Raw genomic sequence first — 17,501 nt, 5'->3', positions numbered from 1 at the left:
CTCTAAAACAGGCTGGACAAGATCAAGCACCTCCCTTTCGGTTTTTCGATAAGATTCTTGCAGCCTGCTTTCCTCCATATCGTAGGCGTCCGGATCATCCGTCTGCTCCATGTATTCCGGAGATTGCTCGTTATTAACTTGATGAGATCTTACGTAAAAAACTTAGCATACAACTGCTCGGAAGCGCTTTTGTAAGACCTGTAGTCTTTACTGAGGGATGTCAATGACGTCTTCATCGCATCCAAGACGCGTTTCGGTCCATATACGCGCACGTGATTGCTGAGCGCCAAAGACTTCGAGTAGAATTCGGGACAAAGCGCAGAATCTGGATTCTCTCGAAAGGCATCGAGAAACATGATCAGCTCATCGTATGTTTCAACACGCTTATCTCTATACGCCTTTAGAACCTCGGATCTGGCAGTCAACCTAGACGTAGCCAGCGTCAAAGCAAGCGAGCCTAACAAGGTAATCAGTTCAGGCCAATAGGAAAACCTGTCAATAAAATCTAAGAGAAGGCTGGATTCCATATTCACTCCGACTAAATCAAAGGGTTGCGCTTGAAATCCCAGGAGGTTTCAAGCGAGTCCCAGTCGGATTTCTCGGCTTTCACGCAAACGGAAACGGCATTGTCAACGACATCCTGATAATCGGATTCAAAAATGAACGGTGTATCCTCGATGTAATTAGGGGGAAAGTTCAAAGTGGGGTTAACAATACCCATGGTCTCAACAAATACCGATGAAGACATCAGACCCAACACATACGGAATCATTGCATGGTCGTTCACATAGCAAAGCGGCCCTGCAGCGTCAAATAGAAACCCTTCATCCGAATAGCGACACTGAAAGCGCCCCGATGTGATGCTATTCCAGGTTATCCCACGCCGAAAAGCCATCTCGCCATTGTAGTTATGAGAACGCACGCGACTTCCGTCGAAATTGTCTTCCTTTAATTCCCAGCCATCATTTTCCCAATTGATAACATGGTCAAGATTTCCATACCAGAGACGATATTCCCCGCCCTTCTGGATTGGATTCCATTTCTTACAACAGGGCGATAAATAAGACCCTCCAAACCCTATTTTTTCGGCTGACGGCTCAAACCACATGCGAAGAAAACGGTTGTTATCACCGGAAATCATTCCAACCCTCGCATCAACAACGTCGCCTAGACGACCTCCTTTTTCATAAGCATTAAACAATCCCTCGCTCATCCAGTAGGCTATGGGGGTGCCGGGGATTTGCTTGAAGGTGTCGGCGTCGCGGCGGTAGAACCAGCCGCAATCGGGGTCCGCAAGGGCCTCCAAGATTCCTGCCTTTTTTTCTTCTTCTGATCCCATATCAACGAGCCTGAAGTAGGTCCCGTCGCCATCGTTTTTAGCGTTGGTGAATACGGTTGCCGTCGTCGAAACCACCTCACCGCCAATTGCACCAAATGCCCTGGTCCCCAGATGGGCCATTGAGGAAATTGAGTGGTCACGCAGAATCTTCTCGCGCAGCTTCTCATAGCTCCCCAGGAACATCCATGACTGCATGGTGATCATGGCCGCATAGCCGCGGTCTTTGGCAAGGTTAAATCCGCGCTCGATGAAGCACGTGCACAGGTCGCTCTTCGAGTCGGGGTAGTTCTTCTTGACCCACTTGCTCATGAAGGGGCCGAAGCTGGAGCTGCCCATGTAGGGCGGGTTGGCCACCACGCAGTCGTGGCGGCACGCCAGGGCCTCGCAGGTTCCGAGGGCGCGCTGGAGCCTCTCTTTGGAGCTGCTGCCGAACAGGCCGCCGTCGCCGGCGAGCACTATCGCCTCGCGGAGCGCTTCGAGGTCGCCCTCGCCCGGGGCGAGCAGCGAGCCCACCTCGTCCAGGTGCGCCAGGGCGCCGACGAGGTCCTTCCTCTTCTCGAGCGCGCTGCCCTGGGGGACATCGCCCTCCTCCAGCGCGACCGGCGCGAGCACGGCGATGTCCGCCTGCACGCCGCGGCCGAAGAAGCGGCGGTCGTAGGCGCGGGCGCACATGGCAAGTGCCAGGCTCGCGATCTGGGCGGCGCGCGGGTCGATCTCCATGCCGGCGAGATTCTTGGTCAAGATGAGCTCGGGGATGTCACGCTCGCGGTAGCCGCGCTCCAGGTACATCCTGGCCAGCAGCTCGAAGGCGTAGACCAGGATGTGGCCCGAGCCGCACGCCGGGTCGCACAGCGTAATGTCCTCGGGGCCGTCGATCCTGATGAAATCCTCGTGCTCGGCATCGGGCTCGATATAGTACTCCATCTGCTCGCGCAGGGGGCTTGCGGGATTGTTGAGCATCCACAGGCGCCCGAGCGAGTTCTGCACCATGTAGCGCACGATCCAGTCGGGCGTGAACAGCTGGATGGCGGGGCCGATGGTGTCGGGGGTCTCTTTGGCCTTGGAGGCGAAGAAAGCATCCTTGACCTTGGAGTTGTAGTACTGGTACATCCAGCCCAGGACCTGGACGTCGTCCCAGCTGGCCTCGTCGATGTCGCCCACCATACGGCCGATGACGCCATCGGCATCCATGAGGTTGGCGGGCAACAGCAGCGCCATGCAGGCATCGACGGGCTGGAAGGCGCCCGCCAGGCAGCCCGAGAGCTCGTCGCACTGCGCTAAGAACAGGTAGCGGAACAGAGGCTCGTCCTCGCCCGCCTGCTTGAGCTCGGCCACGCGCATGGGGTCCACGCCCTCGATCTGAACATCGAGTGCCTCGTCCACGGCTTGGCTCCCTAGCTCCCAGGTGCCCGCGGCCGCGGGACGCGTGAACATGCGCACGCGACTGGGCAGATAGTCGTGCACCTCCATGTAGCGCACGGCGGCGATGCGGTTGAACCACGTGTAGGCGGCACGGTCGCGCAGATGCTCGGTCCCCTCCTCGTGGCACAGGCGCAGCAGCTCGTCACGCTGGGCGGCCTCCTGCGGGTTCAGCACGAGCGGGCCCACGGCGGCAAGGCCGGCCTCGGCCCCCTCAGAGATGTTGTAGCGCTCCATGCGCTGCGCCACGCCCTTGATAAGCGCGGTGCGTGCCCAGGTGCAGTAGTTCTTGATGGCGGTATCGTTCATGCTGTCCACACCCTCTCCTAGCTCAAACGAATGGCGTCGACACCGTCGAGCTCATGGAGCAAGCGCTCGCGCAGCTGCTTTAGATAGGCATCAACATCCTGCTCGTTCGAAAGCTTGCACACCGTTGCCACGGAAGCGAGCTTTACGGGCTTGACCTTGGCCGCCGGCTTGGGCTTTGCCTCGGGGCGCGCGGGCATGATGTTTGTCACACGCTCGCCGTCCTCGGTCACCTGGATGCGGCGTCGCTCGTTTTCGATGCGTTGCTGCTCGACTGCCACGGCGCGATCGATCTTGGAAAGCGCGCCATCGCGCCAGCTATTGAGCTGCTGCTTGAGCGCATCGATACGAACCGCCGTCGTCGCGCTGTGTGCATTGGAGCGAATGGAAGCCGCAGCGCGGTCGGCGTCGCCTGCGGCGTCGAGCGCCACGCGAGAGAAGCCCTCTTGCTCGTTTGCGTATTGCCTAACAGCTTCGAGCGTTTTTTCGATATCTGCCAAAAGCTCATTGCGCTTTTTTGCAACAAGCTCCTTATGAGCTTCCAGCACAGGGGCGGCAAGCTCGCCAATGCAGCGAATCTCGCCATAGGGCTTTTGGGACTTTAGAATCTCACCAATGCGCTTCACGGCATCCGACGCCTGAGCGTTAGACTCCAGGTAAAAGCCCTCACCCTTCATAAGCGACATGAACTCCACGCCCTTATCGAATGCTAGCTTCTGGTTGGTGAAAAACGCCTCGACGGGCTCGAAGTCCTCGTGCCAATCCAGCAAATCGTCCTCGCTGTCCACCAGCTCCTGTATAAACGCCTGCGGGTCGTGCTGTGCCTCAAGAACACGATTCATAAGCGAGACGCCCTGCTCCACCACGTCGCGCCCCGGATAGGGATACTCGGGCGCAACCCCCACAAAGTGGGCGCTAAACAGCTCCCCACATGCGTCGCGCAGGTTTTGGAGCGCGTCTGCGGCAAAGGCAACAAGTTCGTCCTCGCCACGCGGGATATTGGGCGTGCCGGTAAGGTCTCGCAGGATATCGGATGCAGCCTTGATCAAGGTGTCAGACATGCGCACGCGCTGGCGCACCTGTGCCTTATCGGCTTGCTTGCGCAGGCAATCGAGCATCCTGCGATCGTTTGCGGCGATCACGGCGCCGCCCACGCAAACCGTCGCACGCTGTGTAGCCACCAGCTGGGCCACCACATGTGCCACGTCGATCTCGCGCCAGCCAAAGGGCTTTTGCTGGTACTTGCGCTGAAGGTCGCCCATGGTCGTGGGCTGATGCATCTGGTTTTGCACCTTAAGGAAATCGGCAACCTCTTTGAGGGCACGGCCATTAGGTTCATCCATGCCATCAAGCGTCTGCTGGATCTGGCCGGAAAGGGTGCGACGAATGTCATCGTCCGTCTGGACGGGATCGGTGATAAAGGCGGCCTTGTTAAAGGTGGTATCTGCAATCTTTGCCAAAACCTGATCAATCACGTCGGCCGGCTTGATAAAGCGATTCTCGACCATGCGGCCATCGACAGCGCAACGGGCGTGCAGCAGTGCTTCTTCGATTAGGCCGGCAGCCTCTTTCTCGTTATAGGCCGCCTCTTTAAGCTTGTTCTGTAAAATCTGCTGCGTGCTGGGCGGAAGCTGATCGCGATTGAGGGTTTGCGCATACTTGCGAATCTTGGCGGCGTTCATGATCACGTCAAAGTAGTCGGCCTCGTTTGAGAGCACCACCAATGCCTGACCACTGGACTTAAGAGCAAGCTCGGCGTCGGACGCGCGCGAAAGATCGTCTGCCAGCGTGATGATATTGAGCGTCATGCCGCCGTTTGAAGTTCCGTAAATCGAGCCGTCAACATAGCGGTCGATAGGAAAATCATTAGCCCCGTGACGCAGCTTTTTAGCGCTATATACTCCGCTAAAGAGAACCTTTTTGATGCTCTCCACTACCTGGGCGGTGTCCACCTGGGTCTCGGAAATGGCACGAGCCATATCCTGCTCTTCGTCGGTTAGGAAGTTGTAGGTATCGCCCTGGCGCGCCACATAGTTTTCGCGCACCAGGCGCGCGAGGGACTCCTTGACCTCGTCTTTGAGCGCGGCTTTATCAACATCCATCTGCTCGATCATGAGGATGGAAATGTTCTCGACATTGGACTTTATGTAGTCGATATAGCGAATGAGATACAGCAGCTTCAAGACGCGCACGTCGCACGGCTTGAGGCCATGGCCGTCCTCGGCGGCACGGCTGGCGCGCTCGACCACGCGAATCACGCCATGTTCGAGGTCCTTGGAGATAGCGTCGAAGAAGCGCCAGAACGGAACGAGCGGGCCAACTTCTACGTCCTGCACCGCCTGCGCGGACTCTTGAAAGGCCGAGAGCATGGAGCGCTCACCCGTAGACATATGCTTGGCCTTGACGCCATGTTTGCGAATGGCGGTCATGACATCGGGCAGCACCTTGAACTGGTAATTCACAAAGGGGTAGCTCGACGTAAAGTCATGGCTGCTCTTGTAGCCAATAAGATCGTTGCGCGATCCGTCAAACGCAAAGAGGTTCTTAAGCACCGTGGAGGAGCCCTCGTAATCTGCCGACAAAGAGGTTGCCGCCACCGGCGTCTTATCCAAAACGCGGCGCTGGATAACCTCGTCTACGCTGGAGCTCGAAAGCGAAAGGCGCGTGTTAAAGCGGCCCTGGATCTTGGAGAAGTCGTCGCCCACGACCATGGCCACCTCATCGATAGCCTCTTGGCTTGTGACCATAACCCACACGCGGCCACCGCAGCTGGATCCCAGCTCTTCCACCAAGGTCTGCAGGCTCAGCATGAGGTTAACGTCGTCGCCGATAAACTGGCCCACCTCGTCTGCCATAAACAGCAGGCGGAAGTTCCCGCCGTTTTGCGCCGCGCGCGCATCCACATAGTTCTTGACCATGCGCACAAAGCGGTCGGAAGCAATGGCGTCGTCTTCCGTGCCATCAAACCAGTTGTGCGCGGCCTGCTCGCTCATGTCCATGACCTGCATGAGTACGGGGACGATATCGTCTTCGCGATACTCGTAGGTCTCGCGTTCGTCAATCCATGCCCCGCCGCACATGCGCTCGTACGCATCTCGGAACTCCTGGGTCTTGCCGCACGAATCGATGTAATCTTCGAGCTTGGCGAGCTTGAGATCCTCGCCAAAAAAGCCGCGGTGCTCAAAGAACACGCGCTCAAATGCGCGCAGCAGCGCCGTTTTTATCGTGGCGCCCTCTTTCCAGCGGCCACCCATCGTATCGATGTTGAACAGGATGGTCTCGGTGGGAACATCGCAGCAGCGGCACATCCTCGAAGCGACTATGGGATCTGCGACCTTGCCATCAAAGTAGTCGATCACGCGCTTGCCGGCCACCTCGTTGTTGGCCAGCAGGTACGAGAGCATCTTGAGGAAGTGCGATTTACCGGAGCCAAAAAAGCCGCTGATCCATACGCCCACTTTATCGGTGGGGACGTCGAGGGAGCGCTCGTACATCTCAAAGAAATCGGAGAAGTGGCGCTGAAGCTCGCGCGTCACCACGTACTCTTCCAGCTCCTGGCGCACGGATTCGCTTTTATCGTCCTGCACCTTGACTACACCGTTGATGGAGCGATTGATATCTTTTGCAAAAAGGTCGCGGATAACCATTTATGCTCCTAAGAAATATCGAACGCACGGTAATAATTATCGGCGCCCAGTCGATTGAACAATTTAAACTGCTGCCCGTTAAATGACCCAGGGTATGCAATGACCACCGGTAAGTCGCCAAAATCTGCAAGCATGTTATTAAGGAGGTCATGCGCACGCAGAAAGGGGTAGACTTCGCCCACGCCCGTAATGAGAACGACGTCGCCGGGCTCATGAGGCTGCGTTTGTTCCAAAATGTATGTGGCAAACGCCGCGGGGCTGCAGATCTTTTGCAGCTGATCGCGCTGGCGCTGCGTTCCCGTTTTGAGTTCCTGCTTTGGGATGGCTTTGAGGATGCGTTTGTTCTCGCACATCGCCAAAAAGGCGTCGTAGAGATTGATGAGCTTGAGGCGGCATGGAAGCGCCCCGTGCTCGGCATCGCGCATCAGGCCCTCGATATAGGCGCGCAGCTCAAACTCCAGCGATGGGTCATAGCAAAACGTATAGAATCCTATCTCGTTGCCAATGCCCTTATTTGCCAAAAAGTCCGGCTGGCTCAGGCGCTCGCGAAAGACCTCGCAGCGATGTTCGAAATCCTCGCGCGCACGCTCCCCGTGCGTTCGCGGTTTGATGGCCATGGCTACATCACCTGCCCCGTAAATGCCCGGACAGCGTCAACGTCGCCCAAGGCCTCAATAGCATCTTGCAGATCTGGTTCCATAAAAACGGGATGAAGGTCATCGGAGTGCGCGGCGGCAATACCCACCTGGTACAGGCAGCTCATCAAGGTAGACTTGATGCGATATACCGTGGAATCGGCCCATTTGGCGGCATCGGCATACTCAACCTGGAAGCGCGTGATAAATGCATCGAGGTCCATGGGCGTGAAGGTGTAATCAAAACATGCCAGGCGCTCGCCTATCTCGACCCTCATAAGCTCATCTATCAGGTCGTAGCGGCACATCATGGCATACAGATTGGCCTGCGCCGCCTGGCTTGGCGCACCCACGGCAATGAGCTCAACTATCGCATGGACTGCATCGAACGCCGTTTGGGGATCAACCCCACGCAAAGCGCACTGCACCTCACCGGGAAACAAGGCGTCCAGACGCTTGATGCATACAATGGCGCGATTTGCGAGCATGCGCTCGGTGGGATACTGAAAGAGGTTCTCGTTTTTAACGCGGGCGACGATAGCCTCATCGTCAACCCCCTGCTGGCGCAGGCTTGCGACAATGCGCATTTCCGGTAAAAGGAACTGCTCTCTGGTGAGCGACCCTCCTCGGTTTTTCTTCGCGGGTATTTCCACGATTCACGCTCCGGAAGTCATCTACTTACTGTGGGGATAATAACCTGTCGTTAAGACATCGCTCCATGATACCCGTTTACCAAGCCCCACGAGTGCGGGGTCGACGAGCGGGCTACGGATATATTGACGGGCGGGTCGCGGACAGCTCGAGGACCAACCGTCAATCCGTTTCCCGCAAGCCACAGCAGCATTGCTAGCAAGACGAGCATAAGCCCAAAACCAATTGGACTTGTTGAGCAACAAACGCGAGCCGCCACCCGCGCCCTTGCACTTGAAAGCCGGCCTCGTCCCACCCCGCCATGTAACAGAATCGTAAACCATAGAGAAATACTCGGATTAGCATGCTAAAGTGGCCGTACCTCAGAGTCTGTTTTTGGAGGTTTGTTTTATGGCCCGCGTGCACAACTTCTCGGCCGGCCCCGCCGCGCTTCCCGAGAGCGTCTTGACACAGATTGCAAACGAGATGCTCGATTACCAGGGTTGCGGCATGTCCGTCTTGGAAATGAGCCACCGGTCGAGTATGTATCAGCAGATCATCGACGACGCCGAGGCCTCGCTTCGTCGCCTGCTCGATATTCCGCAAAACTACCGCGTGATCTTCCTGCAGGGCGGCGCCACGCTGCAGTTTGCGGGCATCCCCATGAACTTCATGCGCACCGGTCGCGCCGGTTACGTGGTCACGGGTAACTTTGCCAAGAAGGCCTGGAAAGAGGCCGCGAAGTACGGCGATGCCGTCAAGCTCGCCTCAAGCGAAGACACCGATTTCGACCGTATCCCCGCGCTTGCCCCCGTGCGTGAGCGCGCGTCCGCAGGCGACCTTGATTACGTCTACATCTGCCAAAACAACACTATCTTTGGCACCATGTTCCACGAGCTGCCCCAGTGCGGTGACGCTCCCCTTTTTGCCGACGTCTCGAGCTGCTTTCTTTCGCAGCCGCTCGACATTTCGCGCTACGGTCTGGTCTATGCGGGCGCGCAGAAAAATGCCGGCGCCGCGGGCGTCACGGTAATCATCGTGCGCGACGATCTGCTGGAAGACGGCCCGGCCTTCGCACAGACGCCTCAGTACATGGACCTGCGCCTGCAGGCTCAAAAGGGCTCCATGCTCAACACACCCAACACCTTTGGCATCTATGTGTGCGGCAAGGTCTTTCGCTGGGTGGAAGAAACCGGCGGCCTCGAGGCCATGGCGCAGCGCAACTGGGCAAAGGCAAACCTGCTTTACGATTTGCTCGACAACAGCCAGATCTTCCATGGCACGGCGCAAAAGGACAGCCGCTCCATCGCCAACGTCACGTTCCGCACCGATTCCGACGAGCTCAACGCGCAGTTTGTTGCCGGCGCGCACGAGCGCGGCATCGAGAACATCAAGGGGCATCGCCTGGTAGGCGGCATGCGCGCAAGCGTCTATAACGCCGTTACCATGGAAGATGTCGAGGCGCTTGCCGCTTACATGCACGAGTTTGAAGCCGAGCACGCACCGTCTCCGCGATCTTTGTAGCCTGCAACAACGCAGGCCCACTTAAGCTGTATCACCATTGCCGCCACGCGCGGCGTTCCTCACAAGGAGACTTCCATGCGTAAAATCAAAACCATCGACGACATCACCAAAGACGGCGCGGTCGAATTTGGCAACGGCTACGAGTTTGTAGACAAGGCCGAGGACGCCGACGCCATCCTCATGCGCTCGACCGACCTGCACGGCTACGAGCTGCCCGAAGGCATTCGCGCCATCGCTCGTTGCGGTGCCGGTGTGAATAATATCCCCATCGAGGAGTATGCCAAGCGCGGCGTCGTGGTATTTAACTCCCCCGGCGCCAACGCCAACGCCGTGAAGGAGATCGTGCTTGCCGCCCTCATCCTTTCCAGCCGTGGCGTGGTGCAGTCCATGCAATGGGTGCGCGACAACGCCGAGGACCCCAACATCCTGGTCAATGCCGAGAAGGCCAAGAAGGCCTTTGTGGGCCGTGAGCTCAAGGGCAAGCGCATCGGCGTGATTGGCCTGGGCAACGTGGGTTCCAAGGTGGCCAACGCCTGCGTGGACCTGGGTATGGACGTATATGGCTACGACCCGTTTATCTCCGTTGAGCATGCGTGGGCGCTCTCGCAAAGCGTTCAGCGTGTGGGCACCCTCGAGGACCTTTGCCGTGGCTGCGATTACCTGACGGTACACGTACCCAGCAAGGCCGATACCATTAGCATGATCTCGACCGAGCAGCTTGACCTGCTGGCCCCCGGCGCTGTGCTCATCAACTACGCGCGCGAGACCATCATCGATGAGGACGCCGTGGACGCTGCCCTGCGCGAGGGCAAGCTCTCCTGGTTCTCCTGCGACTTTGCCACGCCCAAGACGGTCAAGATGCCCAATACGTTTATTACCACTCACTCGGGTGCCGGCACCGGCGAGGCCGAGGCAAACTGCGCCGATATGGCTATCTCCGAGCTTAAGGATTACCTGGAGAACGGCAATATCGTCCACTCCGTTAATTACCCCGCCTGCAGCATGGGCAAGGCGCGTGCCGCAAGCCGTATTGCCTGCCTGCATGCAAACGTGCCCAATATGATCGGCCAGATCACGGCCATCCTTGCCAAGGACAACGCCAACGTGCAGCGCATGGTCAACGAGAGCGCCGGCGAAAACGCCTACACCATGTTCGATACCGACGAGCACCTGGATGCCACGACCATCGAGGCCCTGAAGCAGATTCCCGCAATCTATCGCGTCCGCGTGATCAAGTAGCGCCGCGCGGCATAGGCAGAGCAAGCCGCCTCGCATGTTCTTTGGAACCTGCGAGGCGGCTTTTTGCTGCTGGGCGACCGTAAACAATCGGCCGTGAACGGTCGTTTTGGAGCCGTGCGCGGCAAAATGTGACAAATTAAACCTGTCGACTTTTTGTCACATTAGAGGGAGAGGCGGGTGGCGACCTCGGCGGCGCAGGCCATGGCGTCGGCGATGGCGTTGACTACAAGGGAGCTGCCGGTGCGGGCGTCGCCTGCTACGTAGACAGGAGTGGTTGCTTCGGCCGTGCGGAGCGCCCGATGCGTGGCGGGCTCGGTCACGGGCAGGGGACGTCCCTCGGTAGCCATCTGGACGTCCAGAGCGTCGAAGACGTCGTGCTCGGGGCCGGTAAAGCCGCAGGCGATGAGCACGAGCTGCGCGGGATACTCGCGCTCGGTATCATCCAGACGCTCTGGCTTACCGTGGCTCCAATCCAGATCGACCACGCGCAGGGCACGTGCGGCACCCGCCTCGTCAAGCTCGACTTCAAGCGTATCGATAGCCCATTCGCGCATCTCGCCGCCCATAAGAGCGATGGCCTCCTGCTGGCCGTAATCGGTCTTTTTGACGTTGGGCCACTCGGGCCACGCGTTGTTGGGTAGCGGCTTATCGGGTGCGGCGGGCAAGAACTCAAACTGACGCACGCTCTTGGCACCCTGACGCACGGCCGTGCCCACGCAGTCGTTGCCCGTGTCGCCACCGCCGATGACGATGACGTCAAGACCCTTGGCGCTAATGGCAGGCTCTCCCCCATCGAGAACGGCCTTGGTGGACGCCGTAAGGTAATCGACCGCGTAGACCACGCCGGGTGCATCGATATTGTGGGCGCCGAGGCCGCGCGCCGCACGAGCACCCGCGGCAACAACTACAGCATCGCTCTGCTCAAGAAGCTCCTTTGCCACCGCAGGATCTGCCGCATCGGTATCGCAGGCAAACTCGATACCCAGCTCTTCCATAAGGTCGCAACGGCGCGTCACGATGTCCTTCTTGAGCTTCATGTTGGGAATACCGTACATAAGCAGGCCACCGGGGCGATCGTCGCGCTCGATTACATGCACACGAGCACCGCGGCGTGCAAGCTCCCATGCCGTCGCCAGGCCGGCGGGGCCGGAGCCAATCACGGATACGAGCGGAGCATCCTCACCCGCAGGCTCAAAGCGGCGCGGACCGCCCGTCGCCCACTCATGGTCGGAGATGGCACGCTCGTTATCGTGAATGGTCGTGGGCTCGCCGTCCACCGAACCCAGGTTACAGGCGGCCTCGCAAAGCGCTGGGCACACGCGGCTCGTAAACTCCGGCAGCGGACTTGTAAGCGCCAGGCGCTCTGCGGCCTCTTTCCAGCGCCCGCGATACACCAACTCGTTCCACTCAGGGATAAGGTTGTGCAGCGGGCAGCCCGAAGGACGCGCCTTACCAAACGAAGCGCCCATCTGGCAAAAGGCCACTCCGCACATCATGCAGCGACTCGCCTGGATGCGACGCGCCTCGTCGTCCAGCTCGACATACAGCTCATCGAAATCGCGCACGCGCTCGTCTACCGGACGCAGCGCATGGGTGGCGCGATCATGCTCAAGAAACGCTCCTGGCTTGCCCATAACTAGCGTCCCTCCTTCTGGTTCATAGCGCATGCGGGGCATGCGGCGGGTGCGGGTGCGGGTGCGGCGGCACCGCGCGTGACAATCTCGAATGCAAGTTCCTCGGCCTGCGCATGGGTCTTACCCGCACGCTCGGCGTCGGCCACGATCTGCAAGACGCGCTCGTACTCGGTGGGGATAACCTTCACAAAGTGGCGCGAAAGAGCAGCGAAACGGTAGAGCAACTTGATGCCGCGCGGGCTCGCCGTGTAGCGCACGTGCTCCTCGATGAGCGCACGGATCTGCTCGAGCTCGGCATCGGTCGGGGCCTTGAGCTCCACGCTTCCCTGGTTGCAGCGGGAGACCAGCGTGCCATACTCGTCAAAGACGTAGGCCACGCCGCCGGTCATGCCCGCGGCAAAGTTCTGTCCCACCTCGCCAAGCACCAGGGCGCATCCGCCCGTCATGTACTCGCAACCGTGATTGCCGCAGCCCTCCACCACCACGGTGGCGCCGGAGTTGCGCACGGCAAAACGCTGGGCGGCAAGGCCGTTGATAAAGCCGCGGCCCGAGGTGGCACCAAAGAAGGCAACGTTGCCCACGATGATGTTCTCGTCAAACTTATAGGTCGCACTCTCCTTGGGACGCACCGAGACGATGCCGCCCGAAAGGCCCTTACCAAAGTAGTCGTTGGCGTCGCCGCGCACGTTGAGCGTGATACCCGCGGGCAAAAAGGCGCCAAAGCTCTGACCGGCAGAGCCATCGCAGTCGATGGTGATGGAGCCCTCCGGCAGGCCCTCGGGATGCGCACGCGTCACCTCGCTACCAAGGATGGTACCAACGCAGCGATTGACGTTGGCGATATCGGCGCGGAAGTGCATCGGGCGCAGATGACGGCGGGCGTCGGCCGTGAGTGGCACGAAAAGCGTGGAATCAAGCGCGCGCTCAAGACCGGAATCGGCAGCCATCTCGGGCAGATAGTGCTTACCATCGGCGCCCTCGATATGGGCACCAAAGGTGCACTCGCCAGGAGCGAGCAGTGCGGAGAGGTCCAGCAGGTTCGCCTTCCAGTTGCCCTCGACCTCAACCTGGCGCAGGCACTCGGGGTGACCCACCATCTCCTCAACGGTGCGGAAGCCCAGGCGAGCCATGACCTCGCGCATTTGCTCGGCCACAAACAGCATGAAGTTCTCAACGTACTCGGGCTTGCCACGGAAGCCGCCGCGCAGACGGCAGTTTTGGGTAGCGATGCCGGCGGGGCAGGTGTCCTGCTGGCAGTCGCGTTGCATGAGACAGCCCATGGTGATGAGCGGCATGGTGGCAAAGCCAAACTCCTCGGCACCCAGCAGACACGCCACGGCAACGTCGGTGCCGTCCATGAGCTTGCCGTCGGCCTCAAGCACCACGCGGGAGCGCAGACCGTTTTGCAGCAGCGTCTGCTGAGCCTCGGCAAGACCGAGCTCGAGCGGCAAGCCAGCATGCCAGACGGAATCGCGCGGAGCAGCGCCCGTGCCGCCGTTATGGCCAGAGATCAAGATCTTGTTGGCAGCGCCCTTTGCAACGCCTGTGGCGATGGTGCCCACGCCCGCCTCGGAGCAGAGCTTGACCGATACGCGCGCGCCCGGGTTGGCGTTTTTAAGGTCGAAGATGAGCTCGGCCAAATCCTCGATGGAGTAGATGTCGTGGTGAGGCGGAGGTGAGATAAGGCCGATGCCGGGCGTGGACTGACGCACCTCGGCGATCCAGGGGTACACCTTCTTACCGGGCAGGTGACCGCCCTCGCCGGGCTTGGCGCCCTGAGCCATCTTGATCTGGATCTCGATGGCCGAGCACAGATAGCGACTCGTCACGCCAAAGCGCGCCGAAGCAATCTGCTTGATGGCGGAGTTCTTGGAGTCACCGTTGGGCAGCGGCGTCTCGCGGCGCGGATCCTCGCCGCCCTCGCCGGAATTGGAACGACCATGCAGACGGTTCATGGCAATGGCCATGCACTCGTGTGCCTCTTGGCTGATGGAACCATAGCTCATGGCGCCGGTGTTAAAGCGACGGACGATGTCGCGCGCGCTTTCCACCTCGTCGAGCGCCACCGGCGTGCGGCCGGACGCGTCAAAGTCGAGCAAATCGCGCAGACGAACAGCTCGTCCAGCACGGTGCACGTGAGCGCTGTACTCCTGGAACAGATCGTAATCACCCCGCTGGCAGGCACGCTGCAGCAAATAGATGGTCTGCGGGTCGATAAGATGGTCCTCGCCCACCACGGGACGCCACTTGGTAAGACCAAGGGTGGGCAGCTGGTCGGGGGCTGCGGTCTTCAAGATAGCGAGTGCATCGTCGTAGCGTTTGTTCTCCTCGCGCTCGACATCGGCTATGCCCATGCCGCCCACGCGCGAGACGGTGCCGGCAAAATAGCGCTCGATAAACGCATCGTCAAAGCCTACAGCCTCGAAGATCTGCGCGGAGTGATAGCTCTGCACCGTGGAGATGCCCATCTTGGACATGATGGAGACGATGCCCGCCGTCACCGCGCGGTTGTAGTTGGCAATGCCCTCCTCGACAGAGACGTCCAGGTCTCCTCGCACAGCGAGGTCGCGGATGCAATCGTGCGCCATATAAGGGTAGATGCCGCTTGCGGAGTAACCCACCAGGGTTGCGAAGTCGTGTGCGCACAGGGCATCGCCCGTCTCGACCACCAGGTCGGCAAAGGTGCGAACACCGGCGCGGATCAGATGGTTGTGCACGGCACCCGTGGCCAAAAGCGACGGGATGGGCACCTCGCCTGCAGCAGCGCGGTCGGAAAGCACCACGATATTCACGCCATCGCGAACAGCGGACTCAACGTCTTGCGCCAGCCTGTCGAGTGCACGAGCCAGAGCGCCGGGAGCGTCGTCGCGCTTATAGACCGCACGGAAGCGCGCCGTCTTGAAGCCCACGCGATCAATAGCGCAGATGGCTTCGAACTGCTCTTTATCCAGCAGCGGACGCGGCAGGCGCACCAGCTGGCAGGCAGCGCGGGAATCCTCAAGCAAGTTACCGTGGTTGCCCAGGTACAGCTTAGTGGAGGTCACGAAACTCTCACGCAGCGCGTCGATCGGCGGGTTCGTAACCTGCGCAAACAGCTGATAGAAGTAATCAAAGAACGAGCGGTTCTTCTTGGAGAGCACCGCAAGCGGCGCATCGATGCCCATGGAAGCCAGGGGCACCTTGCCAGCCTGTGCCATGGGACGCACCGCCTCGTCGACATCGTCCCAGTGGTAACCCAAACGGGCCATGCGTACGACCTCGGGAACATCCGCGTCCTCGCAGGGAGCCTCGGTCTTGGCGGCATCGAGGTCCTCGACATCGAGTGTCTCCTCGGCAATCCAGTCGCGATAGGGCTTTTGCATGGCAAGAGCACGGCGAATCTCGTCGTTGTACTTCACGCGGCCCTGCGCAAAATCGACCTCGAGCATCTCGCCCGGGCCCAGGCAGCCCGCCGTAAGCACATTTGCCGGATCGATTTCGATGGTGCCCACCTCGGAGGAGAGCAGGAAGCGGTCGTCACGCGTCACATAGTAGCGAGCCGGGCGCAGACCGTTGCGATCGAGCGCGGCGCCCAAGATGCGACCGTCGGTAAAGGCGATTGCAGCAGGACCGTCCCAAGGCTCCATGAGCATGGACTGGTAGGCGTCGTAGGCACGACGCGCCTCGGACAGATTCGCGTTGTGGTCCCACGGCTCGGGCAGCAGCAAGGAAACAGCGCGCGTGAGGAGTCGCCCGTTCATGACCAGGAACTCAAGGACGTTGTCGAGAATGGCAGAGTCGGAACCCTCGCGATTAATGATAGGCAGCACGCGCTCGAGGTCGTGCTGGAGCACCGGCGAGTAGAGGTTTGGTTCGCGGGCGCGAATCCAGTTGACGTTGCCCTTGAGAGTATTGATCTCGCCGTTGTGGATGATGTAGCGGTTGGGGTGCGCGCGTTCCCAACTGGGCGTGGTGTTGGTGGAATAACGGGAATGGACAAGGGCCACCGCCGTCTTGACCGCAGCATCGTTGAGGTCGATAAAGAAGCGGCGCATCTGTGTGGCCACGAGCATGCCCTTGTAGACCACGGTGCGCGAGCTCATGGAGCAAACGTAGAAGATCTTTCCCTTCAGGGAATACTCGGCATCGGCGCGCTTCTCGACGGTGCGTCGGCAAACGTACAGGCGGCGCTCAAAGTCGTCACCGGCCTCAACGCCCTCGGGGCGACCCAAAAATGCCTGCAGGATCGTAGGCATGCAGGCACGGGCCGTCTCGCCCAGATCATGCGGATCTACCGGGACGCGACGCCAAAACAGCAAGGGCACGCCGGCCTCGGCGCAGCCTTCCTCAAAGACACGACGCGCGTCTTCAACACCGCATTTGTCCTGCGGGAAAAAGAGCATGGCAACGCCGTAATCGCCCTCGGCGGGCAGAATCTGGCCGCACTTCTGTGCTTCTTTGCGGAAAAAATGATGCGGCACCTGAAAGAGGATGCCCGCGCCGTCGCCGGTGTTTTTCTCCAAACCCGTGCCGCCACGGTGCTCCAAATTAACAAGTACCGAGAGCGCATCGTCCAAAATCTGATGGCTCTTTTGTCCATGAAGATTAGCGAGCGCGCCAATGCCGCACGCGTCGTGTTCGAACTCAGGACGATACAGTCCCTGATGGTGCTGGTCAGCGGGATTTCCCTGCTCCTGCATCGTTTACCTCCCCGATAGCTTCTAGCTCTATCACGCGCACACAGCATTCACGTAGTGCGTGAGGGCTCCATACTACGGCGGTAGGTTTACGGAGATGTTTCCCTGCTGTTTCGAAACATATGCGTAACGCGTACGCAAAAAACAAACGCGGGGCGAGACCCTATGGCCTCGCCCCGCGTTGGGAAACGCATGATGTATCTAGCACATGCTACTCGTCGACGCGCTCAAACTGATCGGGGCCCACGCCGCATACCGGGCAAACGTAGTCCTCCGGCAGCTCGGGCGTATCGACCTCGACCTCGTAGCCGCAAACGGTGCAGACAAACTTGTAGGTCTTCTTCTCTTCAGCCATGATGTCCTCCCTAGAACAGGCTGTGTATTTATTAATAGTATAAATTCCTATTTGTTAAATGCAAGCCTTTTTATTCCACTTGAGCAAAAAGAAACGG

At 59.4% G+C, this 17,501-nt stretch carries 9 protein-coding genes; 2 read left to right on the top strand and 7 right to left on the bottom strand.

Annotated elements, in window-relative coordinates; translation table 11 throughout:
• Nucleotides 1-538 precede the first annotated feature (538 nt).
• From pglX to HF320_RS02825, 4 genes are read right to left on the bottom strand one after another with little or no spacing between them, the layout of a single operon-like run.
• On the bottom strand, nucleotides 539-3,067 hold the full coding sequence (gene pglX, locus HF320_RS02840) for a BREX-1 system adenine-specific DNA-methyltransferase PglX (RefSeq protein WP_248276587.1): 2,529 nt from the start codon (nucleotides 3,065-3,067) through the stop codon (nucleotides 539-541).
• A gap of 17 nt (nucleotides 3,068-3,084) precedes the next feature.
• Complete coding sequence (gene brxC / locus HF320_RS02835; protein ID WP_169276934.1) at nucleotides 3,085-6,711, bottom strand: BREX system P-loop protein BrxC; 3,627 nt, start codon at nucleotides 6,709-6,711, stop codon at nucleotides 3,085-3,087.
• A gap of 8 nt (nucleotides 6,712-6,719) precedes the next feature.
• Nucleotides 6,720-7,328, bottom strand: coding sequence for a DUF1788 domain-containing protein (locus tag HF320_RS02830; RefSeq protein ID WP_169276933.1), 609 nt, complete (start codon nucleotides 7,326-7,328; stop codon nucleotides 6,720-6,722).
• A 2-nt stretch (nucleotides 7,329-7,330) separates the two neighbouring features.
• Nucleotides 7,331-7,999 (bottom strand): BrxA family protein, encoded by a 669-nt coding sequence (locus HF320_RS02825; RefSeq protein WP_169276932.1) that lies wholly within the window; start codon nucleotides 7,997-7,999, stop codon nucleotides 7,331-7,333.
• A gap of 388 nt (nucleotides 8,000-8,387) precedes the next feature.
• Here HF320_RS02825 and serC point away from each other — a divergent pair, with 388 nt between their 5' ends.
• Both serC and HF320_RS02815 read left to right on the top strand, forming a co-directional pair.
• Complete coding sequence (gene serC, locus HF320_RS02820) at nucleotides 8,388-9,500, top strand: 3-phosphoserine/phosphohydroxythreonine transaminase (RefSeq protein WP_169276931.1); 1,113 nt, start codon at nucleotides 8,388-8,390, stop codon at nucleotides 9,498-9,500.
• Between the two features lie 75 nt (nucleotides 9,501-9,575).
• Nucleotides 9,576-10,739, top strand: a complete 1,164-nt coding sequence (locus HF320_RS02815) for a phosphoglycerate dehydrogenase (RefSeq protein WP_169276930.1) — start codon at nucleotides 9,576-9,578, stop codon at nucleotides 10,737-10,739.
• A 161-nt stretch (nucleotides 10,740-10,900) separates the two neighbouring features.
• On the opposite strand, the gene HF320_RS02810 is transcribed toward HF320_RS02815, so the two are convergent.
• The 3 genes from HF320_RS02810 to HF320_RS02800 form a co-directional block, all read right to left on the bottom strand.
• Nucleotides 10,901-12,373 carry a glutamate synthase subunit beta gene (locus HF320_RS02810; protein WP_169276929.1) on the bottom strand — a complete coding sequence of 491 codons (1,473 nt, stop codon included), beginning with the start codon at nucleotides 12,371-12,373 and terminating at the stop codon, nucleotides 10,901-10,903.
• A gap of 2 nt (nucleotides 12,374-12,375) precedes the next feature.
• Nucleotides 12,376-17,052 (bottom strand): glutamate synthase large subunit, encoded by a 4,677-nt coding sequence (gene gltB / locus HF320_RS02805; protein ID WP_169276928.1) that lies wholly within the window; start codon nucleotides 17,050-17,052, stop codon nucleotides 12,376-12,378.
• A 208-nt stretch (nucleotides 17,053-17,260) separates the two neighbouring features.
• Nucleotides 17,261-17,404, bottom strand: a complete 144-nt coding sequence (locus tag HF320_RS02800) for a rubredoxin-like domain-containing protein (RefSeq protein ID WP_022386650.1) — start codon at nucleotides 17,402-17,404, stop codon at nucleotides 17,261-17,263.
• Nucleotides 17,405-17,501: the final 97 nt, after the last annotated feature.

The sequence above is a fragment of the Collinsella acetigenes genome (assembly GCF_012844445.1).
GTDB lineage: Bacteria > Actinomycetota > Coriobacteriia > Coriobacteriales > Coriobacteriaceae > Collinsella > Collinsella acetigenes.
This window is presented reverse-complemented; position numbering and strand designations above follow the sequence as displayed.

Bases quoted from the DNA above. Each gene is read 5' to 3' on its own strand.
- pglX (WP_248276587.1), bottom strand. From the start codon at position 3,067: ATGAACGATACCGCCATCAAGAACTACTGCACCTGGGCACGCACCGCG.
- brxC (WP_169276934.1), bottom strand. From the start codon at position 6,711: ATGGTTATCCGCGACCTTTTTGCAAAAGATATCAATCGCTCCATCAAC.
- HF320_RS02830 (WP_169276933.1), bottom strand. From the start codon at position 7,328: ATGGCCATCAAACCGCGAACGCACGGGGAGCGTGCGCGCGAGGATTTC.
- serC (WP_169276931.1), top strand. From the start codon at position 8,388: ATGGCCCGCGTGCACAACTTCTCGGCCGGCCCCGCCGCGCTTCCCGAG.
- HF320_RS02815 (WP_169276930.1), top strand. From the start codon at position 9,576: ATGCGTAAAATCAAAACCATCGACGACATCACCAAAGACGGCGCGGTC.
- HF320_RS02810 (WP_169276929.1), bottom strand. From the start codon at position 12,373: ATGGGCAAGCCAGGAGCGTTTCTTGAGCATGATCGCGCCACCCATGCG.
- gltB (WP_169276928.1), bottom strand. From the start codon at position 17,052: ATGCAGGAGCAGGGAAATCCCGCTGACCAGCACCATCAGGGACTGTAT.
- HF320_RS02800 (WP_022386650.1), bottom strand. From the start codon at position 17,404: ATGGCTGAAGAGAAGAAGACCTACAAGTTTGTCTGCACCGTTTGCGGC.